Source organism: Pedobacter suwonensis (assembly GCF_044762335.1).
Classification (GTDB): domain Bacteria; phylum Bacteroidota; class Bacteroidia; order Sphingobacteriales; family Sphingobacteriaceae; genus Pedobacter.
The window spans coordinates 63,757-89,231 of sequence record NZ_JBIWEB010000005.1 but is presented as its reverse complement, the minus strand read 5'-3'; the positions used below and the strand labels follow the sequence as shown (position 1 = coordinate 89,231).

Here is a 25,475-nt window from a genome sequence, read left to right as displayed (position 1 = left end):
CTATAAACCTTACACTTTTTAATATTCAAAAATTATGATAAACGATTTAAAAAAGTTCTTAAACGAAGAGCAGGATCCTAAAGCTGTAGAAAAAATTTTAGAACGAATTAATAGTCTGCTTACTTCCAATGAACAGGTGGAATATATTGCTGTACAAAAGAAACCAGCAATAAATTTCTCGCCAGATTGTATTGCCTTAACGAATAGGCGAATAATATTTTGTAAACCTAAGAACTTCGGGTTGTCCATGGATTTTCAAGATTACAGTTGGAAAGATGTTGCTGATTGCCACATTAAAGAAGGGATATTAGGCGCAACATTTACAATGAAGACGGTAAGAAACTTCAATAACATGATGGATTATCTTCCAAAAAATCAAGCCAGAAAACTCTATCAATATGCTCAGGAGAAGGAGGAAGAAATGCGTGAGTATAGAAGACAAAAAGAACTGGAAGATAAAAGAGCTGCAGCAGGTGGCGGTATTGTTGTAAATAACACTCCAGTCGCACCAAATGAAAATATTGCCCAACAAGAAGACCCTTTTGCCGTTTTGCAAAAATTGAAAACCTTGTTAGAAAATGGAATTCTTTCTCAAGAAGATTTTGATAGTAAGAAAAATGAAATTCTATCTCGAGTGTAATGAAAGCTATAAAGCCTGTATTCATCGTTTGCTCAATCTGCTGCTTTGTAGCGATATTAAAATTACCCATTGAATATTATACATTTTTGAGAACAATAGTTTCGCTGGGTGCGGTACTGCTCATTTACCACTGGATCAAACAAAAAAACTTCTATCTGGCTATTGTTTTTGCGCTGATACTCTTCCTTTTTAACCCCATTTCTCCGATTTACCTGCACCGCAAAAGCATCTGGATTCCTGTTGATATCATTACCGGATTGTTGTTTTTAATCATTACTTTTTATAAGAAAAGTGACCCTGCAAAACAAGAAGAAAAAGCCACTGAAATTTTACCGGTTCAAAACACATATGCCAGAGACCGGGTAGTTTCAGCAAAAAGAGAAATAAAATAATCAATCAAACTTAAAAACTTAATGTTATGATTTCCCAAATAGAGAATTTTTTTAACTCCAAAACAGCTGATCTACCTCAGGATGAAAATGTGGAGATCAAGGAGCCTGTTACCGAAGAAACTGAGGAGCTAAGAAAAAGAACTTACCACGAGGCCGGTTTCAGAGATGGATCGAGAAACAGTGGTAGCCCACTTGCCCTATCCATTTGCTTAAATGCCATTTATGCCAGGTTTCAAAATGAAGAAAAGGAGCTGATAGAAAAGCAACGGCTAGCGAAGGAACCCTATATTAATGAGCAGAAAACTAAAGAAACAGAAGTAAAGACGCTGGTCATCAGCAAAGAAAATAAAGAACAACAAATCAACAAGTTAGAATCCGATATCAGGGCAGTAAAGGATAATATTGAAGAGTTAAAATTCGAAATTAACGACCTGCCCCGGAATCCGGAAAAATACCATGTGAGCGCGTCAAAAGGTGCTTCAAGTAAATTCTGGATCGGTTTAATCATCCTGATGCCTTTAAGCCTCTATTTATTTACTTTTTATATTTCTACCTCATACTCTGCCTTTTTCAAACTCTTCGACGCCAACAGCACTATCATCATGAATGTGCTTGATTCAAAAGCTTTTGAAAAGGCTTGGCACGATGGTTCATTAGAAGGCGCATTTGTAACTTTTATTCCTTTTGTATTTTTAGGCCTAGGCTATTTAATCCACATGTTTGGAGAGGTTAAAAGTATTGGTAACTACACTAAAATCGGCCTGCTTTTACTCACAACCTTTGTATTTGATGCTATTCTGGCTTATCAGATAGAAGAAAAGATTTACGAACTGACCAGAACGTTTAATACACCCGAATTTAACATCGCGATTGCCTTTGGAAAAATCCAATTCTGGGGAATCATCTTTGCTGGTTTTGTGGTGTACCTTATTTGGGGCGTTGTTTTCGATTTTATCATGAAAGAACATCGGGAGAAAGATAAAGTAAAACATGAACAGCTGCGCAGAAAAAAAGATATTCAGATTCATCAGGATAAGATAGCTGATATTGAAGTTCAAAAAGCAAAATTGACAGAAGAACTTAATAAATTCAAGGCAGATGCAATTGCAGCCCACGACCGGGTTAAAGCCCTCCAAAGTATCATTGATGCGGTTATAATTCCTACTAAGGAATATGTGCTTTATGCTTCAGAATACATGAAAGGTTGGATAACATTTGTTAGTGAAAAGCTCCATATTTCAATGCATGAAAAAATGGTTCTTCAAACTGAGTGCATTGCCTGCTACCATGAAAACCTTAAAAGTGTAGGAGCCAGTGAAGATTCTCAGAACTCTGTTTACGTCACCACTTTATAAATCCGCTAGCATGAAAAGAAAATTACAAAGCCTACTGCTGATCTTTTTGATCACGAATATCTTCTCTAAAGGTGTTATAGCACAAAACCTTAACATTAGCTTTTTATTGGATCTATCTGACCGGATCGATCCTAAAAAGAACCCCGGGATTTACCAACGCGATCTGCAATATATCAGATCGGTACAAAAAGCATTCACCAACCACGTAAAGGGTAAAAAGATGCTACTACTAAAAGACCAGATGCAGGTTTTTTTTAACCCTTTACCCAATATCGAAAATATAAATCGGCTTAGTGAAGAATTAAAGGTTGGTTTTTACCCGAAAAGCAATAAAAATGATTTCCTGAAAATAGATAAACTTTATACCGAAAACCTTACAAAAATTTATCAAAGGGCTATTAAAGACCATAATTATGTTGGCTCAGATATATGGAAGTTTTTTAAAAACAATATTCAGTTATATTGTATCAAACCTGAGCATCGAAACATCTTGGTAATACTTACGGACGGTTATATGTACCACAAAGCCAGCATAATGCAGGTAGGAGGAAAAACTTCTTACATTACGCCGCAATCTCTCGCTTCGAAAAAGCTTACTTCAGCCGGTTATGCCTCCATCATGAGAAAAAACAATTTTGGTTTTATTACTTTCCCTTATAACCTAAAAGATCTTGAAATCCTGGTACTGGGCATTAATCCATCCCCAGGTAACCCTTACGAGGAAGACGTAATTAAACAATACTGGGGTGATTGGTTTAAGACAATGAAAGTAAAGAAATTTAATCTACTTACAACAGATCTGCCGGCTTCATTGGAGCCAGTAATCAATAATTTCATTCAGGGAAAGCTATAGATATTAACTATTTATATATCGATAAGTCATTTATAGATAGATAATTAAAACACTAACCAACTTCAACTCATCTCCTCATTATGAAAACACTCTCCCTACTTATCTTCTTATTCGCGAACATGATTACCTGCAAAGAAACTACAACCGTATATATCTGCAACAGCCCAGGTGCTAAAAAATACCACAATAGCTCAAATTGTCGTGGTTTAAGTAATTGTACTTACAAAATTGTAAAAGTGGATATTGAACAAGCTAAAAAAGACGGCAAAACATTATGCGGCTGGGAAAAGTAATCCTGCTACTGCTGTTGCTTGCGCTTCAGTCATGCGTTATCCCGCCCGCTGAAAATAAAGGCGTTGATTATAGCAATCTGGTTTTTACCGCCAAAGTGATCCGCATTTTAGATGGCGACACCATGGAAGTTTTATACCAGAACCACCCTGTTAAAATTCGCTTGGCGCATATTGATTGCCCCGAGAAACGCAGACACCAGCCTTTTGGCAGCAAAGCCAAACAAGCCCTTTCCGATTTATGCTTTGGACGGATCGTTACGGTTCAGGGCCAAAAATATGACCGGTATAAAAGATTGATTGCCATAGTAATTAACGATAAAAAACAGGTGCTTAATCAGGAAATGATTAAACAGGGCATGGCCTGGCATTTCAAAAAGTACTCCTCCGATCCGCTTTATGCGCAGCTTGAAATTACCGCGAGGAAACATAAAGTAGGTTTATGGCAGGATAGCACTGCAATTGCTCCATGGAAATGGAGAGCGATGAAGCATGTTTTGGCAAAGTAACCGCTTGCGTGTTTCATGTTTTAAGCCTTATATAATGGAGGCTATGAAACGCTAGTGCAGATTTTGCACAATATTGATCTCCTGCTGATAAAGAAACCGACCTTTATCTCTACCATCTCTTTGGCAGCCCCACCTAATAGCTCACCCGCCGACAGACTAAGGATTACCTTAACATAAGCGAAAGCACCTATCATGGCGAGGTAAAAGATGGAATTTAAACCCAGAAAAATGCCGGGTGGCGACCGTTTTTACCTGAAAAACCTGTTGGCTTCTTATTTAAAAAAAGCCAGCGAAAAGGCTGCATTTTATTACCTATCCTTTACCCTTTGTTTACCTCTTGTTCGAGACAAGTTGACCCCATGTTTACCTTTTCTCTACCTATCCTTTACCTTTTGTTTACCCCGGCGTTACCCTTTAGGTAAACAAAAGGTAATGCCGGGGCCTTTTGATGCCGGCAATAGGGTTGTGCCCGGCGCCAGCTGTCTGCCAGCATGTGCGCAGATTGCTTATCAATTGAGTTTAAAGGTTTATTTTGGCTCAGGTAGATCTATAACAGTTTATGTCGGTTAAGTCCGGAATAATGCGTAACGAAAGTCCGTAGTTGTGCCTGGGGTGGATGTTGCGGTTAAATGAGAAATTATGCTATAAAACAGCCCAATAGCTGGGTAAAACCCTTCACTTCAAGTTAACTATGCTCTATATAACTTCCTTAATTTGTTCAAACGTATACTGGCTTGGGGTATGATGCACCCCATAAACTTAATGTCAGAGGTTGATTAATGATTAAAAAAACCTGGGAATTAAACGACTTACCGTTTAACAAAAAATAGCCAATACAAATTCCTTGCACGGATAATTTAGGCAAGGAATTTACAATCTTTTCGCATGTATGGCCAGGCCCCGTATAAAAACAAGCCTTTTTTCATCTGTTAAATGTCACTTTTAAGGCTAGCCAAATGAGGTATTTCTTGATTTTTCATAGCGGCTTATTTTGGTGTAGTCCAGAACATTTCAGGGTTGTTGGTTTTATAATTGATAAACTTAACCCCTGTTTTCTGAATTGTGGATTCCCTTTTCTGGGGCGTCTGAATAATACCGTCCAAGGGCAACAGCTCCACGTAGGCCACTTCTTTTCCGCTGGTCCAGGTTTCGGTATCATACTGACTGATTACGGGTGTTTCCAGACGGTAAAGGTTTTTTGCCATATAGGTTTGCAGGTAATATTCTTTGGACTGAAGGGCCGTACGGTTCCAGTTTGCATCAGCATTTAATACCAATGGCATACCTTTTACTAACCGCTCCCTTACTTCCTGTATACCGAGCAGGTTTCCTTTTTCATCCATTACATATGAATCAAAGGTAGGATCAATCCAGATCCACTTTTTAAGGTCTTTGCTGAAGACCATGTTAATCACATGACAATCATCAAAATTAGTCTCCTTTGGCATGCAGGTAATATACCTGGAAGTGATACCCATGGCGAGATAACATTCGTTAAGTACCGTGGCCAGCATGCGGCAGTTTACCCCCCGGTTTTGCTCCCGGCATACTTTAATCAGCTCAATTGCATTTTTAAGGGTAGGGTTATCACTGTTCCCATCATGCCTGATTAAATTATGTACCCAGTGCAATAGATTGAAAACTTTAGAAAGCTCATTTCCTTTTCCTGCAACCGAATCCAGCTTGAGATCCTTTCTGATGCGTACCAGATTGGGGTTATCCATGGATTGATAAGTAAATACCGGGATTTCGCGTCGGTCAGAAAAATTATATTTTCCTGCTCTGCGAAGGGTATCCAGGTAGGCAACAGGTCGCCTGTTGGGGGCCTTTGCATCATATTTTACCTGCGTTCTTGCCGTATCAGTTCCATTGACCAGGATAATAAAATCATATTCTCCCACCTTCGGATCCACATTGAAGGTTATGGATTCCTGATCCGTGTAAAAAGTTACTTTTTTGGCTGAGGTCGTATATACATCTAATTTTTCATTAGGCATGATCGTCCAGGCATTCTTTCTGACAGGGTAGTTATCATCCTTAATATCAACACTTGTAGAAGTTGCCCTAACAACTTTTAGCTTCTTTTGGGCGAATGTGGTGGTTACTGAGAAAAGGAAAAAGAATAGAATAGCGCGTTTCATTTTTCAATTCGTTTTAAGGTTCAGGATTTAGAACAAGACGCCCGAGGACGTCAGAACGTTGCATGTAATCAAAATAATAATCACCTTCTAAAAACAAGATTACTAATTAGAACAGAAAACAACCTATAGCCATTTTTAAACATGCGGTCAGTATGATTTCGCATGATACAGCAATATTCCCGGAACCACTCCCTTAAACAAAAAAAGCCGCCCAAAAGGGCAGCTTTATTAATCTGATTGATTCTTTTTATTTTGCTAAAACCATCGCGTTTTGCTCTGCTTTCATAATCGCTTCAGTAGCATATGATTCTGATTTAAGACTGGCAAAGTCAGCTAATTTTACATTTTTCATATTGCTTGCAATCATCGTACTTTGATCAGCAGTACCATTTAATTTTAATACCGCATCTTCCTTAACGATGGTGTATAAACTGCCCGCGGTAGTTTTAATCTTTGCAGTAGCACTTTGGCTCAAAAACAACTGAAGGTTTTTTACATCAAAGTTATTACTGGTGATTACAACCGATTGGCCATAAGCTTCAATTCTTTCTAAATCTTTTACGGTGATATTAAGCGTTACCTGACCGGTTTCCATTGAATTGACAAATAAGGTTGTTCCATCAGTGGTTACCGAAGTTTTTGCCGCATCGTAGTTGCTCTCGCCCGCTACATTTTGTTTGTCGCCCTGCGTTAAGATCAGTTTTACATTACCACTTACCCAGATCCTGTTGAATGTAGATAAGGAAGAAGTTTTTGTTTCTGCTTTAACAGGCTCAGCGGCAAAAGTTACCATTGCTGATGAAGTGAATACTACTGCTGTTAATACTGCTGCGAATAAGGTTTTTGTTAAGGTTTTCATATCTTTAATATTTTAAGTGCTTGTTATTGTTTTGTTATTAAGACGCAGCTTACCGCCAAACGTTGCAGGCAAAAACTTCATATTATACCAGCATCAATAACTACTAGACCAACGCCTGTAATTTCTAGACGAAACTGAAAATTATTTTGTTTGTAAATCTTAAAATAACAATGAAAATATATTTCTTTCAGGCAATTACCGCTTAAGGCAGAGCGAGAATTTTCTAATTACACCGGCAACGGATGAAATTTATAAATGAATTAAATTTGACGTTTATAATTATAAATTAGCCAGTAAATAGATCTAAAAAATGTTTTATCATGCAACATATACAACGAACTTTTGTCTTAATTGTAATAGCAGCAATTAACTTAAACAACAATCCATTCAATATTATTATGAAGTCTTTCTTTATTTCCTTGTTTATTCTTTTTTCCCTATCTGTATCCGGGCAACAAAACTATTACTATAAAATGCCAAATGGCAAAATCATTGATTCTGAAACTTATCTGAAGGTTAAGGAAAACCTTTCTAAAAACGGAAAGGTTGAAGAACGCGTTGTTACGCGAATAAATCGTAATGATTCGGTAATCATTACGCCTAAAATTACTGTTCTTACCGGAAAAGATAAAAACGGAAACTATATTGATCCTTACGGTGAACAAAAAAAACTGATCGGCACCCGTTTTCCTATTGAATGCTTTAAGAATGAAAAAGGCTCAAACTACTCAAAGGCTTTTTTGAGCGGTAAACCAACTATCATTAACTTCTGGTTTACAAATTGTATACCGTGTGTAGCTGAAATTCCTTTGCTTGATTCATTACATCTACAGTCGCGAGATAAATTTAATTTTCTTGCGATTACCTTTGAGGACCAAAAAGTGGTTAATGCCTTTTTAAAGAAAACTTCTTTTAGCTTTACCCATATTCTCAATGCAAAAAAAGAAATAGATAAACTTAAAATTTCTGCTTTTCCTACAAACCTAATTTTGGACAAGAAGGGTTTTATTGTTGATGTTTACGGTGAAATTTCAGATTCGTGGAGACAAATATCAATTTTACTAAATGACCTGCTGTAAAATTCCACCCCTCCACAAAAGAACCGTCAACAAGTATCAGGGCGGCTTTATGCCTATTAAGAAAATATTTTATTTTGCCAATACAAGGTATCTACCTAGGTATACATAGTCGAGGATTTAAAAATTTGGATTTCAAATACCACTTAGTTGAGCTGTATAAGCAAATTAATTGGGCTGTGTACGCAACTTATTCTCTTTCCGAACGCTGATATTTGAAATATGAAAAACATCAATAAAATTCAGTTAGGCCAGAATGGGCCATTAGTATCGGGCCTAGGGCTGGGCTGTATGCGTATGTCATCGATTTGGGGAGGACCAACACCTGTTGAAGCAGAAAGTATGGCTACGATAAAGGAAGCTTTGGACCTTGGCATCAATTTTCTGAATACCGGCGATTTCTACGGTGCTGGCCACAACGAAATGCTGATTGGAAGAGCGATTAAAGGAAGGCGCGATGATGCCTTTATCAGCGTGAAGTTTGGGGCCATCTTTCACAATGGCCAATGGCTAGGTATGGATCTCAAACCAAATTCAATCAAGAATTTCGTTAATTACTCCCTTACCCGCCTTGGTATTGAAACCATTGACCTTTATCAGCCCAGCCGGATGGATAACAGTGTACCTGTGGAAGATATTATCGGTACTGTTGCCGATCTGGTTAAGGAAGGCAAAGTTAAACACATTGGTGTATCTGAAATTACCGCAGCGCAACTCCGTAAAGCCAATAATGTTTACCCCATAAGTGCATTGGAAATTGGCTATTCTCTAGCTGAACGACAGATAGAAAATGAATTGTTACCCGCAGCCAGGGAGTTAGGCATTGCTGTTGTAGCTTTTGCAAATACTGCAGAAGGTTTACTTACAGGCGAAATGACCGCACCACTGAACGATGATGATTACCGGAACCATTTCTCCCGCTTCCAAAATGAAAATCTTATGTATAACCTCGAAAAAGTGGAGGTGCTGAAACATTTAGCCATCACAAAAGGTTGTACGCCAACACAGCTTGCCATTGCCTGGGTAAAAGAGCAGGGGGATCAAATCATGCCGTTGGTAAGCATGAGCAGGAGATCGCGTTTGCCTGAAAATATCGAAGCAATGGAAATCAGCTTTACCCCGGAAGAAATGAATGCATTAAACACTACTTTTGCAATAGGTGCCATTAAAGGTGGTACCTATTTAGAACGATAAATGGACAGTCCGGCAGAAATCCTTCCTGGTGTAATCTTTTACTCTTACCTCTCAACCGAAAGGAAACAGAAAGCTTGCTTTTGGAATCATCATACCCTGATACTGCAGGTTTCAGGTCAATTTACATTAGAAACTTCTGCTCAAACGATTTCGATGGGTGCAGGAGAAATGCTGTTGATTGGTAAAAATCAATTGGGTATGCTAACCAAAACACCTGGTTTTGGAGGCAGCTACGAAACGATTGTGATCTCACTACAGGAAGATTTAATGCGCAAAATTGCATTGGAGGAAAAACTTGAATCTGGTGGAAAATATAGAGGTCTGCCAAACTTCCTGATTCCCTCCAATGAATTTTTGCAGGGCTATTTTCATTCTATCGTTCCATATGCCAGAAGTTCAGGAGCCTCCATGACTGATGAAATGGGGATCCTGAAAGTAAAAGAGGGCGTTAAATTACTACTTCTGGCGATGCCGGTATTACGAAGTTTTTTATTTGATTATTCAGAACCCTATAAAATAAATCTGGAAAAGTTCATGCTTAATAACTTCCAGTTTAATGTTCCCGTAGAAAAATTTGCCCGGCTCACAGGCCGCAGCCTGGCTGGTTTTAAACGTGATTTTCAAAAAACTTTTAGCCTTCCGCCTCGCCAATGGCTGCTCTCAAAACGGCTGGATGCTGCAAAATTTTTAATTGAACATAAACATCAAAAGCCTTCGGCCATCTATCTGGATTTGGGCTTCGAAAGTCTTTCTCATTTTTCACATGCCTTTAAAAAGAAATTCGGACTAGCGCCAAGTGAGGTTATTCACCTCGAAAAAGTAAAAAAAGCATAATCCCCATGCATTAATAGCGCGGTATGGTGTAGGCATTTCTTAAACGAACGACGATGATTCTTGATAGTTTGCGGCCAAAAGCCTACCAGTTCTCAAAAAAGGCTGTAGCGTTGGCGCTACTTTTCTAATAACCATGCTTTAGCGGCGTCAATCACACGATCATTCCTGGTATTAGAAAGGTCGTCAATAAAAACATCGGGTCTAATGTTTTCTGGATAGCCTTTTCCGGTTCGGTCAGCTACGTAGGTTCTGGCCAATTGCAGCTGGTCACCATTGGAAAGATGAAAGGTATAATTAGCTGTAGTATATCCCGCCGATGTTTGCCCAAAAGATTTAACATTGGGCAGTCCGAGTAGCGAAACTACTGCCATCTCGCCGCTGCTTCCGGTTCTGGCATCCAGCAACACAGCAATTTTTAGTGAGTTGTTTTTAACTTTATAAGTGCTGATACTGGCTGACTTACCCGAAATTTTACCGTTTTCATTTAGCCAGGGCTGTTTTTTTTCTATGCTGCCATATACAAAGTAACCCGCGGTACCATCAGCAACCAGCGCATTCAGCCCCGCCAGCATAGGCCACATGTTACCCCCTGTATTATGACGTAGATCTACAATCCAGCCCGCAATGGTGTTTTCGGTATCTAATTTTTGAATGATCCGACGGATGGTGTCTGCAAAATGAGCGTCTTTCACTTCATTAAAACTCAAACACCTTGGTACCTTAACCCAGGCAATACCATCTCCCAGATAGTCGCCTTGTGGCCGTTCCGCAACTGGCGACTCGGCAATTTGCTTCATTCGTTTTCCGGAAATAAAAAATGAGTGTTTATCGCCGGCTGCCCTTAGCTTCTCTGTATAAAAATTGTAAAGCGCCTGCTTACTGGTAGAATCGTTGGCGGTTAACGATAACATTTCGCTTTCCTCCTGTATGCTTCGCCAATCTAATTTGTCGCTAAACATAGATTTATTTTTCAGTATGGTGAAAATTTCTTTATTTAATTTCACCGTAGTACGGCTAGGTGAATTGCTTTGGCTATAAACGGGGTTATAAAGTAAACCGCATAAGATGATTAATAAATAGGCAGGGATTTTCATCAGTTTATGTTTAGATATAATTAATGTAAAACGATTAAAACTATAGAGTTTTGATACAATTTTAAAGACGCGGAGTTAACGGAGAAGGTTGCATAGGAAATGTATTAAATGGTTTTGCCGGTCATCGCTATTAATAGGGACAGCATCTGAAAGCATATAATCGGGCATATAAAATTCCCTGGATCATTATTGCTCCAATATTTTTTTTCTGTGGTTTGATCCCCAGTTATGTAGCGCCTCAATTACCTTTTCTAGTGTAAAAACATAATCTGCTGCCGTATATTAATTCAATGAAAGGCCACCGCATTATACAATTTGCCAAAACAAAAGTGTTAGGTAAAAAAGCCGAAGAAATTTTGTTTCTTGCCTATTTTACAGAGGGTAAAAATTTAAATAGCAGTGCTATACTAGCTGAAATAGGAAAAGAAATCGGTTTAACAGAATTGAGGTTAACACAGCCCTCACAGATCCTTTATACATGCAGAAGGTAGAAAGCGACAGCTACGAAGCTCAGAGTTTAGGCGCTACAGGCGTACCTTTTTTCGTACTAAACCGCAAATACGCCATCGCAGGTGCGCAACAACCCCACAATATTCTGCAAGCTCTTGAAAATTCCTTTGCCGAATGGCAGAAAGAAAGCCCACAGACCACATTAGATGACTTTTTCGCTAACGATTTTAGGTACCTAAATAAATAAAGATGCATGATTATTTTGCATTTTCAACTATACATCGTAATATTGCGATATAAAATTATGGGGCTTACAAAATCAGAAATATTTACAGATGAGCAGAACCAGCTTTCTGCTTTATTGAAAGCAATTGCCCACCCGGCCCGGATTGCCATCCTGCAACGGATTATCATATCAAACACCTGTATTTGCGGGGATTTGGTGGGCGAACTTGGACTGGCGCAAGCAACAATATCCCAGCACCTGAAAGAATTGAAACTAGCCGGCATCATTCAGGGCACGATAGAAGGTGTAAGCGTTTGTTACTGCATCAACCCCAAAACATGGAAGTTGATAGAGGAACAACTTGGTGGATTTTTGGCCTCTTATAAAGGTGAAACTACCTGCTGTTAACTTTTTTTAACTACATCAATCGTTAAATTGCAATAATACTATTAATATACAAATCATGAAATTATCGGAAATAAAAGAAATCTTAGCTACAACTGAAGGCGTAACTTTCAAACTGGAAAACGGCAACCCGGTACCTGAACATTTCCATGTGACAGAGGTCGGAATTATTACAAAAGACTTTATAGACTGCGGCGGGACCGTCCGCCATGAAAAAGTGGCTAATTTCCAGTTATGGGATGCTGATGATTATGAACATCGCTTAAAGGCCGGCAAACTGCTTCACATTATCTCACTTTCGGAAGAGATTTTGGGGATAGAAGATCTGGAAATTGAAGTGGAATACCAGGCAGAAACCATTGGTAAATATGACCTTGGATTTGATGGAGAAAACTTTCTTTTAATGGCAAAAAAAACCGCTTGCCTTGCATCGGACAAATGTGGCGTTCCAGCCAAAAAGCAAAAAATTGAAATGGTAAATCTGGCCTCAGGTTCAGCATGTACGCCTGGTGGAGGGTGCTGCTAATTTAGATATAACGATGAATGCAAAACTTTTCCATGCAATAGAAAGTGTGGTCAATACCATGAAGTTTGATAATATCACATCAGAACGCAAAGCGATATTACAGCCCTTGATTGATTTTATTCAACACAAACACCACACAAAAAGTGAAATCAGGCTTAATCTGATCTGTACCCATAATTCGCGTAGAAGTCATCTCTCACAAGTTTGGGCGCAAACAGCAGCAACTTATTATGGGATTAAAAATGTATTTTGTTATTCTGGAGGAACAGAGGCTACGGCCTTGTTTCCAGTAATTGCCGAAACATTGAGGCAAATGGGGTTTCAGATTCAAATTATCGCCGAAAGCAATAACCCCATATATGCAATAAAATATAGCGATAATGAACATCCTGTAATCGGCTTTTCGAAGACCTACGATAATCACTTCAATCCTTCGGGAGGTTTCGCGGCAATATTGACCTGCTCACAAGCTGACGGCGGATGTCCCTTCATTTCCGGGGCTGAAAAGCGTATTCCAATAACTTTCGATGACCCGAAAGCATTTGATCATACCCCACAGCAGGCCGAAAAATATCAGGAAAGAAGTTTGCAGATCGCAACAGAAATGTTCTACGTCTTTTCACAAATCAAATAAATATGGCTGCAAATACATGTACCCCTGCGGCGGAACGTAAAAAACTGGGTTTTCTAGACCGATACCTGACTTTATGGATTTTTCTGGCGATGGCTATTGGCGTATCTATTGGCTTTTTGTTTCCATCATCATCAGGTTTTATTAATTCTTTTTCCAGCGGAACAACCAATATTCCGTTGGCAATCGGACTAATACTGATGATGTACCCACCGCTGGCCAAGGTCAGGTATGAAAAAATGGGGGAAGTTTTCCGCAACACGAAGGTGCTGGGTACTTCGTTGGCCTTAAACTGGATTATTGGTCCTGTACTTATGTTTACATTAGCAGTTATGTTTTTACAGGACTATCCCGATTACATGACCGGCCTGATCCTGATCGGCCTCGCACGCTGTATCGCAATGGTGGTGGTTTGGAATGAACTGGCAGAAGGCAACAGGGAATATGCAGCCGGTCTGATTGCGCTTAACAGTATCTTTCAGGTGTTACTCTATAGCTTTTATGCCTATCTCTTTATTACAGTACTCCCACCGCTGTTTGGTATTGATGGATTAACAGTAAACATTACCATTATTGAAATTGCAAAAAGTGTAGGGCTTTACCTGGGTGTTCCCTTTGCCGCCGGGCTGATCAGCCGGTATGTTTTGATCAGGCTTAAAGGCGAGCAATGGTTCCAGCAGAAGTATATACCGTTTATTTCGCCAATAACCCTGATTGCGCTGCTTTTTACAATTGTGGTGATGTTCAGTCTTAAAGGGGAACTTATTGTGCAGATACCAATGGATGTAGTACGCATTGCCATTCCGCTGGTCATCTATTTTGCCATCATGTTTATCGCCAGCTTTTTTGCAGGGAAAAAAATGGGGGCTGATTACGCCCAAAGCACATCCATTGCCTTTACTGCAGCAGGTAATAACTTCGAACTGGCCATAGCGGTAGCTATCGGAGTTTTTGGCATTAATTCCGGTCAGGCATTCGTGGGAGTAATTGGGCCACTGGTCGAGGTACCTGCGCTCATTGCACTGGTAAATGTCGCCTTTTGGTTTAGAAAGAAATACTACGGAATTGACAAAGCATCCTGACACATATATCTTGCTCCATCTCAACAACTATTTCTCGCCCTTCGGACGACGTAATTGGTCATCATTTATTCAACTGAACGGATGCTGAATCAATGCATTTTATCAACATTTCTACTTAAAAATCTTATGTAAGGCTAATGGCCAATAAAAGCTACAGAAATTTTGCATTCCATTTGAGAACGTAACAGCCCTCTCGAAAAGTATTTTACAAAAATCAGTCAATTTTCGACTCAGTAAAATTAACCATTCAGCATGGTCGAAAAAGAATCTTAATGTGTTATAAAAACCAAAACAAAGTCTTTAAAATCAATGATTTGCGCAACTATATTTTGGTTTGAATTTAGGAAGTGGGGCCGACGAAACACCGAATGCAGCACCATTTTTATTTATCTGGGGACTAAGGCGTAGCTTTATTGTCTGTTCATCGATAACCTTTGCCTATTTACACTGGTTGGCAAGCTGGGTTTCAATGATATATTTGGCCAGATCCCTAGCGTTGGTCCATAAACCGGCGGCAGCCTGCTCTGGATAAATATGAAATTTGCCCTTTACCTCTTTGCCATCCCCATCGTATCCTGCAGACAGCAGATCCTGACTCACATTCCGGCGGATACTGGTTCTTCATCGCTTTTACCAAAATATAACTTACTATCACCGGCAATCTTTAAGTTCATCTTCAGGACTTTTGTATCTTGAAGAATTTAAAGATATTGTTCAGTGTATCCATGCAGAGTAGCCGGCCATCCAGATTGCTCTCAAGGTCAAGGATTATTTTTAAAACTTCTGAGGCTTGCATTGTGGCAGCTGTTCCGCAGGTGGTATTGATGATACCGGAATTGTTACAGGTATTGATGTCATTTTCACGCAGGGCCTGACTGGAGAAGATATCTTCGAGCTTGATCCCTTGTTTATGATTCAACACCGTTAGATAGGCCGTCCATTCCAACACTGCTGCATATACCAAAGGCTTATTCAGCGACGCGCTGATTGCCCCAATCAGGATCCTTGTTTCTGTATCATCTGTGCAGTCGCATAAGATTCCGTAGTTTTCAATCAATTCCCTTACATTGTTTTCATCCAGTTTTTCGCAATAGGTGGTGATCTGTATTTCAGGATTGATCTGCTGAAGCCTTTCTTTTAAAATATCTACTTTGTTTTTGGTCAGGTCTGCTTTGGTATACAGAAACTGGCGGTGCAGGTTGGTGATGGAGATCGTGTCCTGATCCACTATGCCGATATGACCAACACCGGCAGAGGCCAGGTAAGTTGCAAGGGGCACACCCAGGCCACCTGCACCAATGATGAGCACTTTGGCATTGCCGATCTTTTCCTGTCCTCCCTTGAGTACCTGTGGCACCAGGATCTGCTGTTGGTAACGCCGCATTAACTTCTGTTGATCTGGGAGGTGATGGTGGTATCGGTGATCTTATCATCCTGTGCGAGCAAAAATGCCTTGGAGAGGATAACCGATAAACCTGCATCACCTTCAAATGGTATAAAAAGATTTTCGGTATGGTTTTTTTGGCTTCGGTCAGGCACAATACAGAGGTATTGATCATTGGGTTCCATCAGGATATTGGTGCTTCCCAAATGGATCTTATAGGTACGCAAGCTACCCCGTACCACCAGGAACTTATCTTTAATCTCGGCAACCTTGCTGATCTTGAGGCGCGGCAATAAATTCGTAATGATTTCTTTCCTGTTTTTAGCCACCTCTGATAAATCCCCAAAAGAGAAAGTCGTCCAATAATCGCGATAAGCCGGCAGGCCGCCAGAGTCTTGCCAGGTGGGATCGTTACCCACACTTGCAACACCGACAAATAAATCCACATCCCTGAGCACCTCTGAAAGGGGAAGAGCAGGGATATCAATCAGGTTTTTCACCTGGTCATTTGAAGTATCGATGAAGCGTACCTGGTCGGTGGAAATATAGTTCCAGATGCCCGTATCGTTAAAGGCGTCGTCTGCTGCAACCTCGCTTACCCAATACTCTGCACGAAGGTTATATTCGGGAAGATAGACCTTTGCAGACTCGTTGTCACGGCCATCATCGTAAGCGCCAAGCAGCGAGTATTTCCATCCGCGTGTCTTTGCCAACATGTTGAACTGATGCTGTTTTAAAATGTGCGAGGCCATGCGATTGCTGTAGGTACGGGTATTGATTTCGGCATCTGTGAGCAGGTAAACTTCCCTGTAGGCCTGTTTTAGAGGCTGCTGGATTTTCTGTCCGCTGAGAAACACCCTCCACTGGGTAGTTTCCTGAGTGCTGGCTAAAGCAGGATGCCAAAGCGATACCGTACAAGTATTTTTGGGTGTCACCCGGTTTCCCTTATTATCCTGCCATTCCCGACCGATTTGAATGAGGCTTTGTGGATGGCCGGGATTTTCAGGGTCGGTAAATGTCCAGATGATCTTTTCAGCGATAAAGCTGACCAGACCATGCTGCAGGAAATACTTTTCAAAGTTTCGTAATTCCACACCCTGCCAGTTCTAAAAAGCCTGTCAATCCGGTCTCTCTGGGCTGAAGTATTTTGATCAACTTGTTTTTGTGTATCCTTTATTTTTTTAAGCCGCTGCGCGTATTTTTCCTTGATGAAAGCAGGAACCGTTTTTTGGGGACTTCCGTCCGGCCTGGTCCAGCTAAGCATTGATTTACCTATGCCGGTAATCTCGAGTGTACAGTTATAATCTTCAAAAGCGTAACTGCGCTTTCCATGAGTAAGCTTAAAATCTTCGACAGCCATATCCTCAATATCATGCGTTGAGACTTTTTGGAAAGCGGCTGCCTCGGCAATGTATTTTTCGATAAGGGTCTGGGTGCTGGATTGTTTGATGCGTAGCTTAAGTCTGGAAAGATGCCCAATACCATCAAGACCTTTAGATTTATAAAGCACATACAAACAAGCGTTCCCCAGGCCTGCTGCTGCCGGGCCTTTGCCCGGAATTTTCCGGAAGCACCGTTCGGCCAGCTTAGCGATGAGGTTGAGCGTGTTCTGATCATGAAAGTGTGCACATATCCAGACCAGCCCTTTGATGGCATCCAGGTTAATGCCACTTAAAAATTCACTTGTGCTGTAATTATAACGCTGGGCCCCGGTACCATAGGTGTGCGTCACGGTAGTTTCTTTGTGGGCAGTAATGAACTCGATCCAGCTGCCGATGACTTTCTTGAATTTATCCGTACCCAGGGTCTTAACCAAGGCGAGGGATTCATCAAGATATTTTTTGCTCGGTTTTGCGCCGCTTGCTTTCTGGGCTTTGGAAAGCAAATCAAACCAGATTTGTTTTTCCGGGTTTTCCATGGCCATCAGCATCGGGTTGGCATAAGCTGCCAGCGCATCCTCGCCCAGAAAAAGTGTCGGTTTGGCTTCGTTGGCCGTCTGCTCGAAAAGCAGTTCATCAAGTTTAGCTTTTAATTTGACGATTTCTTTCAATGTCGTCTGATCACTGCTGGTATAGGCTTTTTTTAATTTCTCAAGCACAGCTTTTACCGCGTCAGCAGGTTGATCAGCTTTGTACTGGTTTAAAAGCTGGTTGATAAACAGCGCGATCGGCCACTGGCTGAAAGTAGACCATTTGCCGTACCGTTTTTTGGTGAAAAAGGCGTCAATGATCCTGATGATATCATTATCCTGATAATGGATCTTTGTCCGAAGAAGCTGCGTCAGGTAAGCATCCCTGACAACATTGTCTTTGTATTCTTCTGAGCTGGTATCGCGATTGTGTTTTGTATAAGCGTCTGTTTCGCTAAGGCAGTACAGCAGGAAATCTGTTTTTTTATCATCTGACCAGTTTTGCACCTCATTCTGGTAAACATCAATACCGCTGAGCTTCACGTCATAAAAGTGCTCGTTCATTTTCACGCACTCCTTCCGGGTAGAAACAATAACCTTTTTGAAATCCGCGTTTTCAGTCCCTAGGGAATCCGTGAGGCTGCTGGAAACTTTTTCAGTTGCACCAGCTATGGCCTGCTTAATCTTATCAAATATTTTCATCGCTATCCCCCAACTAAAGGTGTTAGTTTAATGAAGCTGATGGCCGTGTTGTCACCGAGCTCGACCTGCTGTTCCAGGCTTTCAGACTGTTGGTTATCGATGAGTACAAAAAAGCCGTTTTTCTGAAAGGCATCCAAAGCCACGTAAACCTGTTTCTCGACATCGATGAGTTTCCGGTTTTTAAGCTTGTATCCGTTAAGCGTCTTTTCAGCATCTGTGGGCTCTATCAGACCATTAAAATATTCAGGGAGTTTATTGTTGTAGTTTTCGACCTCTTTTCTTACACGGCTTGAGATAATCTCTGACACGCTTACGGTGCTGGACTGGAAATGAAGCTGGATCTCCTGAAGAATTTTACCAGCAAAGGTTTCATCTTTAATAGTAATGGTCATGCGGATGTGTTGATAGCAGTTTAGAATTTGTTTTCAAGATGCAAATTTTCTTTTTGCCTGGCAAATTTAAAAACAGATGCTGTGCTCCATATAAGATTGAGATCAATAACTCTAGCAGAAACATGAAACAATAGAGGTACAACAGGAACACGTTTCCGAATCACAGTCAAATAAGAAAACATAGAAACTATGAACAGGAACACAAGAAGCACCAACAGTATTTTACAAAAAACAGTCAATTTCCGATTCTCCAAAATTAACCATCCAGCATGGTCGAAAAAGAGTCTTAATGTGTTATAAAAACCAAAACAAAGCCCTGAAAATCAACGATTTGCGCGACAATGTTCTGGTTTAAATCCAAGGAAGTGGTCCCGACGAGAATCGAACTCATATCTAAAGTTTAGGAAACTTCTATTCTATCCGTTGAACTACGGGACCAAATTGTTGCGCAAATATAGTAAAAGTTTTGTCGCAAGAGAATTCATTTTAACAGGCATTTTCCTCAGGAAAATGCTTGTTAAAATTTCATAGATGAATAGCCGACCAGGGGAATCAGCTATCGTTTCAGGAAAATCATATTATCTGATAACACTGCCCGCTTGAAATTTTTCTGCAGGTGCCACGAAAGTGAGTTTGCCTTCCGCATTTTCGGCCATCAAAATCATACCTTGTGATAAAATCCCTTTGATTTCTCTAGGCGCCAGGTTAACAATCATACTTACCTGTTTACCTACAATATCTTCAGGTTTATAATACTCGGCAATACCAGAAACCACTGTTCTTTCATCAATACCTGTATCTACCGTTAACTTTAACAGCTTTTTAGTTTTTTCCACTTTCTCAGCCGCTATAATAGTAGCCACCCGGATATCCATTGCCGAGAAATCGTCAAACTGGATATTTTCCTTTGCCGGAACAGCAACAACGTTATCAGCTGCATTACTGGCTTTGCTTTGATTCAGTTTTTCGATCTGGAAGTCGATTTCTGCATCTTCAATCTTTTCAAATAAGAGTACAGCTTCTCCAATATCGTGACCACGTTTTAAAAGGTTAACCGTACCTGCATCATTCCAATCGTGACCGCCATTTTTAAGCATCTTCATTAACTTTTCTGCGGTAAAAGGCATAAAAGGTTCGATCAGGATCTGAATATTGGCGGCTATTTGAAGTGCAAGATGCAAGATTGTCCTTACGCGGTCTTCGTTGGTTTTGATCAGTTTCCAAGGCTCAGTTTCGGCCAGGTATTTGTTCCCCAAACGGGCCACATTCATTACTTCTGATAAGGCTTCTCTAAAACGGTAGTTTTCGATCGATGTAGCAATCTTAGCCGGATAACCCGCTAGCTCATCAATAACAGCCTGATCTAATTCAGTGATCTCCATACAGGTTGGTACAGCACCACCAAAGTATTTATGCGTAAGCACCACCACCCGGTTTACAAAATTACCCAGTATCGCTACCAGTTCGTTATTATTTCTGGCCTGAAAATCTCTCCAGGTAAAGTCATTGTCTTTAGTTTCAGGAGCCGTTGCTGTTAAAACATAACGAAGTACATCCTGTTTTCCTTCAAACTCTCTTAAATATTCATTTAACCAAACAGCCCAGTTTTTGGACGTTGATATTTTTTGTCCTTCCAGATTTAAAAACTCGTTTGCAGGCACGTTATCAGCCAAAGTATATTCACCATGCGCCATTAACATCGCAGGGAAAATAATGCAATGGAAAACGATATTATCTTTGCCGATAAAGTGAACTAACTTGGTTTCATCACTTTTCCAGTATTCTTCCCAACCACATTTGTCGTTTTCGTAATTATTAATATAGTATTCTTCTGCTTTTGGGTTCCAAACATCAAGCTTAGCATAGTTGCATAACTCTTTGGTTGCAGAAATATATCCGATTGGCGCATCAAACCACACATAAAGCACTTTACCTTCGGCATCTCGGAGCGGAACACGCACCCCCCAATCCAAATCTCTGGTCATGGCCCTGGGTTGTAAACCTGCATTTAACCAGCTTTGGCATTGGCCGTACACATTTGGGCGCCATTCTTTATGACTTTCGATATACGTCCGTAAACGGTCTTCATATTTATCAAGTGGTAAAAACCAGTTTTTAGTTTCCTTTAAGATGGGTTTATCACCAGATAAGGTCGATTTTGGATTGATCAGGTCGGTAGCATTGAGTGTAGAGCCACAGTTTTCGCACTGATCGCCATACGCATTTTCATTGCCACATTTAGGGCAGGTACCTGTTATGTACCGATCGGCCAAAAATTGTTTTGCAGTAGGATCGTAATATTGTTCGGTAATTTCTTCTGTAAATACACCTTTCTCGTAAAGGGTTTCGAAGAAATCAGCAGCAGTTTGGTGATGGGTAAGCGATGAAGTACGGTGATAGATATCAAAAGATACCCCAAACTCTTTAAAAGAATCGCCAATAATTTTATGGTACTTATCTACCACTTCCTGAGGCGTAATTCCCTCCCTTTTGGCTTTTAGCGTAATGGGCACACCATTTTCATCAGATCCACAAATGAATTTTACATCGCGTTTATTCGATCTTAAATAACGGGCGTAAATATCTGCAGGGATGTAAACACCAGCCAGGTGTCCAATATGAACCGGTCCGTTTGTATACGGAAGCGCTGCAGTTACGGTATATCTTTTTATTTTACTATTATCCAAAACAATTTTTATTAATTTGGCAAAGATAAGTGTTTTGAAGATGATTAAGCAGCCACCATATTTAAAAAAAGGAGATAAGATTGCACTGGTATGTCCGGCAAAGAAATTACCCAAACCGATAGACCATGCCATAGTGCAATTGGAAAGCTGGGGCCTGGAGGTTGTTATTGGCGAAAGTGTATATGCCAGCCACCATCAATTTGCAGGGAATGATACCTTAAGAGCGAAAGATATTCAGCGTTTTTTAGATGATCCATCTATCAAAGCCATAATTTCAGGGCGTGGAGGTTACGGTACCATCCGGATTATTGACGACCTCGACTTTACTGAATTTAACAAAAACCCGAAATGGTTGGTGGGTTTCAGCGATATTACGGTTTTGCTATCTCATTTGATTGCACAATGCAATTACCAATGTATACATGCCCAAATGCCCTATACATTTGATGAGTCTACTCCTGAGGCTCTAAGCTCTTTAAAAAAGGCTTTATTTGGCGAGAAACAGACCTATTCGTATCAAAGCTTGTTTAAAAACAGGGCAGGGGAGGCAAGCGGAGTTTTAATCGGTGGCAACTTAAGCTTGCTTACGATGGTACAGGGTTCGGTTTCGGAAATGGATTTTACCGATAAAATTCTCTTTTTGGAGGATGTAGGTGAACAGGAATATGGCATAGATCGCATGTTGCGTATGCTGAAAAGAGCGGGAAAGTTGAAAAACTTAAAGGGATTGATTCTTGGTGCCTTTACTGAAATTGAAGAAGAAAAAATCCCTTTCGGGCAAACTGCTGATGAGGTCGCCTGGGATCTGGTTAAAGAATATGGTTATCCGGTCTGCTTTAACTTCCCAACAGGGCATATCGACAATAACCTCAGTATGGTTTTAGGTGCTGAGGTGAACTTAAAAGTAGAGGTAAATAACGTTCAATTTAAATATTTATAAGATGGCAATTTTAGACAATTTAGGAAAATACCGCAATACGGGCTTATTGCTGCTTCGGATTGGTTTAGGTATCATGTTTATCATTCATGGTTTCCCCAAACTGGCAGGCGGCCCGGGTGGCTGGACCAGTTTAGGGGGAAGTATGAAAGTAATCGGCATAGATTTTATGCCCATATTTTGGGGTTTCATGGCTGCTGCAACTGAAACTTTTGGTGGATTTCTGTTGATTGTAGGATTATTTTTCCGACCGGCACTGATGTTGTTGATCATTACAATGATAATAGCCGCGCTGGTTCATTTTAGCGAAGGGGAAGGCTTACAAGGTGCCAGCCATGCCATTGAATTAGCTATTGTATTTATCGGGTTGATTTTTATCGGCCCCGGAAAATATAGCGTTGATAAGAAGTAACAAGACTTTTCTAAACTTAAACCCGTCACGATAAATAGGGTTTCAATAATTAAGGTTTTTTCCTCATGAACATGAATCAAAACAGCAATTCTTAGTCTGGATTTGCTGTTCTGATTTATGTCTTACTATTGATGGTCTACTCAAACCAATTTATTAAGCTTCTTAACGATTCAAAAATTGAAAAAATGAAATGACATCCGCCTCGTCTTTCAAGCTTTTATTTGCAGCCAAATAGGCATCAATTTCAGGCTTATAAGCAGCAAAAGTATTTTCTATTGCCTTTTTATTGATCTTAAGCTCCTTAAACTTTCCGTTTTCTGCATAATAATATTTTTTATTTTCATCAATAACCTTATTTACGTTAGCGGAATTGTACCCTTTGGCTTCCAGAACTGTTTTTTTGGTTTTCTTAAATAATTGGAATTTTCCGTCAACTAAAACTTCAAAATAACCCTTAGCCGAGGCCCCTGTTTCTTGAGTTAAATAGATAAATTTTCTACTTATCCCTCCAGATTTAATAATAAAAGATGCCACTTTAGGGATAAATTCATAGCTAGCACCATTGGCTTGAAAAAGCAGGTTATCTGTAACCTGGTCATATTTTAAAGAAAGGTTCTGGACCAATTTCTTTTCATTGGTAATTACTTCACCTGTCTTCCAATCCGGGAATAAGTAAGCACTACCTTCTACATTTTCATATCTTTTATCGGTGAGCACTCTCCCTTTTTCATCAGCCACAAATTGATATTGTGCACTTAGACTTTTTGCCGCGAAAAGCGAACAAAATAAAATAGCGCTTACAATCTTAAAGTTTAATTTCATAACCATAAAAATAAAGGAGCCCTGTTAAAGGCTCCTGTTAACAATGTTATCTACCAAGTAGGGTTTTGCTGTGCCTTTAAAGTAGGATTATTGGTTGTTTCAGAAAGCGGAATAGGCCAAACAAATCTATAATCCGCATATGGGATTGCTGCCACTGATCTTGCACCTGCATATGGCGTAGATGAATTCCAGGAAGCAAATGTTGTATTGGCAAATGAGACTTTTGCAGGGATGCCTCCAGTAGCGAAAACCGGATCAGTAGCCAACCTGTGTATATCTCCCCAACGATGCCCTTCAGCCAGAAATTCGATCCTTCTTTCATCTAAAATAGCCTGTATTAAGCTATTCGTAGTTATAAAATTTGCAATAGTATATTGATCTGCCACTGTAGTTACCGCACGGTTGCGTACTGCATTCAGCAATGCTAAAGCCCTCAAATCAAGACTATTCGTTCTGGCTAGTGCTTCTGCTAGGTTTAACAAAACTTCGGAATATCGAATAATGGGATTGGCATCGGTAAACGTAGCTGGATCGCGATATTTGTTAGAAAAATATGCTCTGCCATCGCTAGCCGCCAACAAACTCCTCCTTAGGTCATTTGGCTTCCAAAATGCTGCATTCCATACAATAGGGGAGATTGCGATCAAACCACGACCAGGGGTTTTGCTATACATCGTCGAAATAGATCCATTTGTTCCTGAGTTCCGGTTGGTATTATTTTCAATTGAAAATACAGACTCATTTGTACCATAGTTCTGGGCAAATGGTGCATCTGGAGAACCAGCCAGTTCGTATGATCCTATAGAACTTTTAAATGGTGCAGTCAAAGGCACAATTTTATTACCCTCTTCGATTACTTTGGCCCAATTATTCATATGTAAGTACACCCTGGTTTTAAGCGCTATGGCAGCACCTCTCGTTGCATGGGTAATTTTTAAATTCGCGGATGAATAAGTTGGAGGAAGACTATTTTCTGAATAGGTCAGATCTTCGATAATTTTATCATAACACTCTTTAACCGTATTTCTACCTTGGCTGATATTTTGGGCCACCCTTTCAGGTGTATTTACCGGTGTTGTACGATAAGGCACACCTGGATGGGTTGCATCCGATGTATGTCCATAAGGACGTGCGTAATGAATCAATAATTCATGATGGGCCAGCGCTCTTAAAAAACGGGCCTCCCCCTCGTACTGTTTAGCCAAATCTGCTGAAATTACACCTTTAGCAAGAGCTCCCTGAACACCTTCAATTACGACATTTGCTCTATTAATTAATGCATAGAGTGTTTCCCACATGGCGGTACCATTTGGGGAGTTTGTAGCATTGGTTGTTTCATAGGTAATTAAATAAAAAGAGGGTACGGCAATTACATCTTCTCCTCTTGCATCTTGTTGTTCTGTATTCGCAGCACCAAATGGATAACCGCGGTTCGTGCCATCAGTATAAGCACCGGCTTGTGCCGCACTATATACACCATTAACCGCCTGAGCCACTCGATCTGCTGTCGTAAAGGCTGTTTCTTCAGCGAAACTATTATTGGGCACTAAATCTGTAAACTTTTTGCATGAGCTTACAGAAAGTGTAAGTCCAATTATCACAACAGCTATAATGCTACGGATATTTATTTCTTTAATTATACTTTTCATTTCCTTTGATTTTTTGATAAACGA

General features: G+C 40.1%; 27 protein-coding genes, 1 tRNA gene and 1 pseudogene. 17 read left to right on the top strand and 12 right to left on the bottom strand.

Annotation, left to right across the window (positions count from 1 at the left end):
* Positions 1-34: 34 nt before the first annotated feature.
* From ACIQXP_RS10020 to ACIQXP_RS09990, 7 genes are all read left to right on the top strand, one after another.
* Complete coding sequence (locus tag ACIQXP_RS10020) at positions 35-640, top strand: PH domain-containing protein (RefSeq protein WP_293745086.1); 606 nt, start codon at positions 35-37, stop codon at positions 638-640.
* Positions 640-1,032 (top strand): DUF6804 family protein, encoded by a 393-nt coding sequence (locus tag ACIQXP_RS10015; RefSeq protein ID WP_293745085.1) that lies wholly within the window; start codon positions 640-642, stop codon positions 1,030-1,032. Before ACIQXP_RS10020 ends, ACIQXP_RS10015 begins: the two co-directional genes overlap by 1 nt.
* Positions 1,033-1,058: 26 nt before the next feature.
* Entirely contained in the window at positions 1,059-2,387 is a 1,329-nt protein-coding gene (locus ACIQXP_RS10010) for a hypothetical protein (protein WP_293745084.1), read from the top strand.
* A 10-nt stretch (positions 2,388-2,397) separates the two neighbouring features.
* On the top strand, positions 2,398-3,240 hold the full coding sequence (locus ACIQXP_RS10005; protein WP_293745083.1) for a hypothetical protein: 843 nt from the start codon (positions 2,398-2,400) through the stop codon (positions 3,238-3,240).
* 80 nt (positions 3,241-3,320) lie between these two features.
* Positions 3,321-3,533 (top strand): hypothetical protein, encoded by a 213-nt coding sequence (locus tag ACIQXP_RS10000; protein ID WP_387505467.1) that lies wholly within the window; start codon positions 3,321-3,323, stop codon positions 3,531-3,533.
* On the top strand, positions 3,515-4,039 hold the full coding sequence (locus ACIQXP_RS09995; protein ID WP_387505468.1) for a thermonuclease family protein: 525 nt from the start codon (positions 3,515-3,517) through the stop codon (positions 4,037-4,039). Before ACIQXP_RS10000 ends, ACIQXP_RS09995 begins: the two co-directional genes overlap by 19 nt.
* 207 nt (positions 4,040-4,246) lie before the next feature.
* Positions 4,247-4,609 carry a hypothetical protein gene (locus ACIQXP_RS09990; protein ID WP_387505469.1) on the top strand — a complete coding sequence of 121 codons (363 nt, stop codon included), beginning with the start codon at positions 4,247-4,249 and terminating at the stop codon, positions 4,607-4,609.
* Positions 4,610-5,025: 416 nt separating this feature from the next.
* Here ACIQXP_RS09990 and ACIQXP_RS09985 read toward each other — a convergent pair whose 3' ends face one another.
* Both ACIQXP_RS09985 and ACIQXP_RS09980 read right to left on the bottom strand, forming a co-directional pair.
* Positions 5,026-6,180 (bottom strand): transglutaminase domain-containing protein, encoded by a 1,155-nt coding sequence (locus tag ACIQXP_RS09985; protein WP_293745080.1) that lies wholly within the window; start codon positions 6,178-6,180, stop codon positions 5,026-5,028.
* A gap of 247 nt (positions 6,181-6,427) precedes the next feature.
* Positions 6,428-7,039, bottom strand: coding sequence for a GIN domain-containing protein (locus ACIQXP_RS09980; protein ID WP_293745079.1), 612 nt, complete (start codon positions 7,037-7,039; stop codon positions 6,428-6,430).
* Between the two features lie 320 nt (positions 7,040-7,359).
* Here ACIQXP_RS09980 and ACIQXP_RS09975 point away from each other — a divergent pair, with 320 nt between their 5' ends.
* The 3 genes from ACIQXP_RS09975 (at position 7,360) to ACIQXP_RS09965 (ending at position 10,143) form a co-directional block, all read left to right on the top strand.
* Positions 7,360-8,118, top strand: coding sequence for a TlpA family protein disulfide reductase (locus ACIQXP_RS09975; RefSeq protein WP_387505470.1), 759 nt, complete (start codon positions 7,360-7,362; stop codon positions 8,116-8,118).
* A gap of 219 nt (positions 8,119-8,337) precedes the next feature.
* Positions 8,338-9,309, top strand: a complete 972-nt coding sequence (locus tag ACIQXP_RS09970; protein ID WP_387505471.1) for an aldo/keto reductase — start codon at positions 8,338-8,340, stop codon at positions 9,307-9,309.
* Positions 9,310-10,143 carry a helix-turn-helix domain-containing protein gene (locus ACIQXP_RS09965; RefSeq protein WP_387505472.1) on the top strand — a complete coding sequence of 278 codons (834 nt, stop codon included), beginning with the start codon at positions 9,310-9,312 and terminating at the stop codon, positions 10,141-10,143.
* A gap of 116 nt (positions 10,144-10,259) precedes the next feature.
* Here ACIQXP_RS09965 and ACIQXP_RS09960 read toward each other — a convergent pair whose 3' ends face one another.
* Entirely contained in the window at positions 10,260-11,237 is a 978-nt protein-coding gene (locus ACIQXP_RS09960; RefSeq protein ID WP_387505473.1) for a S41 family peptidase, read from the bottom strand.
* Between the two features lie 442 nt (positions 11,238-11,679).
* On the opposite strand from ACIQXP_RS09960, the gene ACIQXP_RS09955 reads away from it, so the two are divergent.
* Genes ACIQXP_RS09955 through arsB form a run of 5 tightly spaced genes read left to right on the top strand, consistent with a single transcriptional unit; the run spans position 11,680 to position 14,557 of the window.
* Entirely contained in the window at positions 11,680-11,934 is a 255-nt protein-coding gene (locus ACIQXP_RS09955; RefSeq protein ID WP_387505528.1) for a DsbA family oxidoreductase, read from the top strand.
* 57 nt (positions 11,935-11,991) lie between these two features.
* Complete coding sequence (locus ACIQXP_RS09950; RefSeq protein WP_293745072.1) at positions 11,992-12,321, top strand: ArsR/SmtB family transcription factor; 330 nt, start codon at positions 11,992-11,994, stop codon at positions 12,319-12,321.
* A 55-nt stretch (positions 12,322-12,376) separates the two neighbouring features.
* The gene (locus tag ACIQXP_RS09945; protein ID WP_293745071.1) at positions 12,377-12,844 is read left to right on the top strand and encodes a DUF6428 family protein; all 468 of its coding nucleotides are present in this window, start codon (positions 12,377-12,379) and stop codon (positions 12,842-12,844) included.
* Positions 12,845-12,857: 13 nt separating this feature from the next.
* Positions 12,858-13,478, top strand: coding sequence for a low molecular weight phosphatase family protein (locus ACIQXP_RS09940; RefSeq protein WP_387505474.1), 621 nt, complete (start codon positions 12,858-12,860; stop codon positions 13,476-13,478).
* Positions 13,479-13,480: 2 nt separating this feature from the next.
* The gene (gene arsB / locus ACIQXP_RS09935) at positions 13,481-14,557 is read left to right on the top strand and encodes an ACR3 family arsenite efflux transporter (RefSeq protein ID WP_387505475.1); all 1,077 of its coding nucleotides are present in this window, start codon (positions 13,481-13,483) and stop codon (positions 14,555-14,557) included.
* A gap of 438 nt (positions 14,558-14,995) precedes the next feature.
* Here arsB and ACIQXP_RS09930 read toward each other — a convergent pair whose 3' ends face one another.
* From ACIQXP_RS09930 to metG, 7 genes and pseudogenes are all read right to left on the bottom strand, one after another.
* Positions 14,996-15,157 (bottom strand): hypothetical protein, encoded by a 162-nt coding sequence (locus tag ACIQXP_RS09930; RefSeq protein WP_356985625.1) that lies wholly within the window; start codon positions 15,155-15,157, stop codon positions 14,996-14,998.
* 76 nt (positions 15,158-15,233) lie between these two features.
* Positions 15,234-15,941: a HesA/MoeB/ThiF family protein gene (locus ACIQXP_RS09925; RefSeq protein ID WP_356985624.1), complete on the bottom strand. Its 708-nt coding sequence runs from the start codon at positions 15,939-15,941 to the stop codon at positions 15,234-15,236.
* A complete protein-coding gene (locus ACIQXP_RS25185) occupies positions 15,941-16,657 on the bottom strand; it encodes a DUF7737 domain-containing protein (RefSeq protein WP_472977849.1) in 717 nt (238 codons plus the stop codon). Before ACIQXP_RS25185 ends, ACIQXP_RS09925 begins: the two co-directional genes overlap by 1 nt.
* 36 nt (positions 16,658-16,693) lie before the next feature.
* Positions 16,694-17,205, bottom strand: a pseudogene (locus tag ACIQXP_RS25180) (DUF4132 domain-containing protein); the annotation flags it as partial.
* A 1,349-nt stretch (positions 17,206-18,554) separates the two neighbouring features.
* A complete protein-coding gene (locus ACIQXP_RS09915; RefSeq protein WP_387505476.1) occupies positions 18,555-18,944 on the bottom strand; it encodes a hypothetical protein in 390 nt (129 codons plus the stop codon).
* Between the two features lie 366 nt (positions 18,945-19,310).
* Positions 19,311-19,382: transfer RNA gene (locus tag ACIQXP_RS09910), tRNA-Arg, on the bottom strand.
* Between the two features lie 140 nt (positions 19,383-19,522).
* On the bottom strand, positions 19,523-21,631 hold the full coding sequence (metG, locus tag ACIQXP_RS09905; RefSeq protein ID WP_387505477.1) for a methionine--tRNA ligase: 2,109 nt from the start codon (positions 21,629-21,631) through the stop codon (positions 19,523-19,525).
* 40 nt (positions 21,632-21,671) lie between these two features.
* On the opposite strand from metG, the gene ACIQXP_RS09900 reads away from it, so the two are divergent.
* Positions 21,672-22,571: a S66 peptidase family protein gene (locus tag ACIQXP_RS09900; protein ID WP_387505478.1), complete on the top strand. Its 900-nt coding sequence runs from the start codon at positions 21,672-21,674 to the stop codon at positions 22,569-22,571.
* A gap of 1 nt (position 22,572) precedes the next feature.
* A complete protein-coding gene (locus ACIQXP_RS09895) occupies positions 22,573-22,980 on the top strand; it encodes a DoxX family protein (RefSeq protein WP_293745050.1) in 408 nt (135 codons plus the stop codon).
* A 162-nt stretch (positions 22,981-23,142) separates the two neighbouring features.
* Here ACIQXP_RS09895 and ACIQXP_RS09890 read toward each other — a convergent pair whose 3' ends face one another.
* Together ACIQXP_RS09890 and ACIQXP_RS09885 are read right to left on the bottom strand one after the other, a co-directional pair.
* The gene (locus tag ACIQXP_RS09890) at positions 23,143-23,802 is read right to left on the bottom strand and encodes a hypothetical protein (RefSeq protein ID WP_293745049.1); all 660 of its coding nucleotides are present in this window, start codon (positions 23,800-23,802) and stop codon (positions 23,143-23,145) included.
* A 50-nt stretch (positions 23,803-23,852) separates the two neighbouring features.
* Positions 23,853-25,451 carry a RagB/SusD family nutrient uptake outer membrane protein gene (locus ACIQXP_RS09885; RefSeq protein WP_387505479.1) on the bottom strand — a complete coding sequence of 533 codons (1,599 nt, stop codon included), beginning with the start codon at positions 25,449-25,451 and terminating at the stop codon, positions 23,853-23,855.
* Positions 25,452-25,475: the final 24 nt, after the last annotated feature.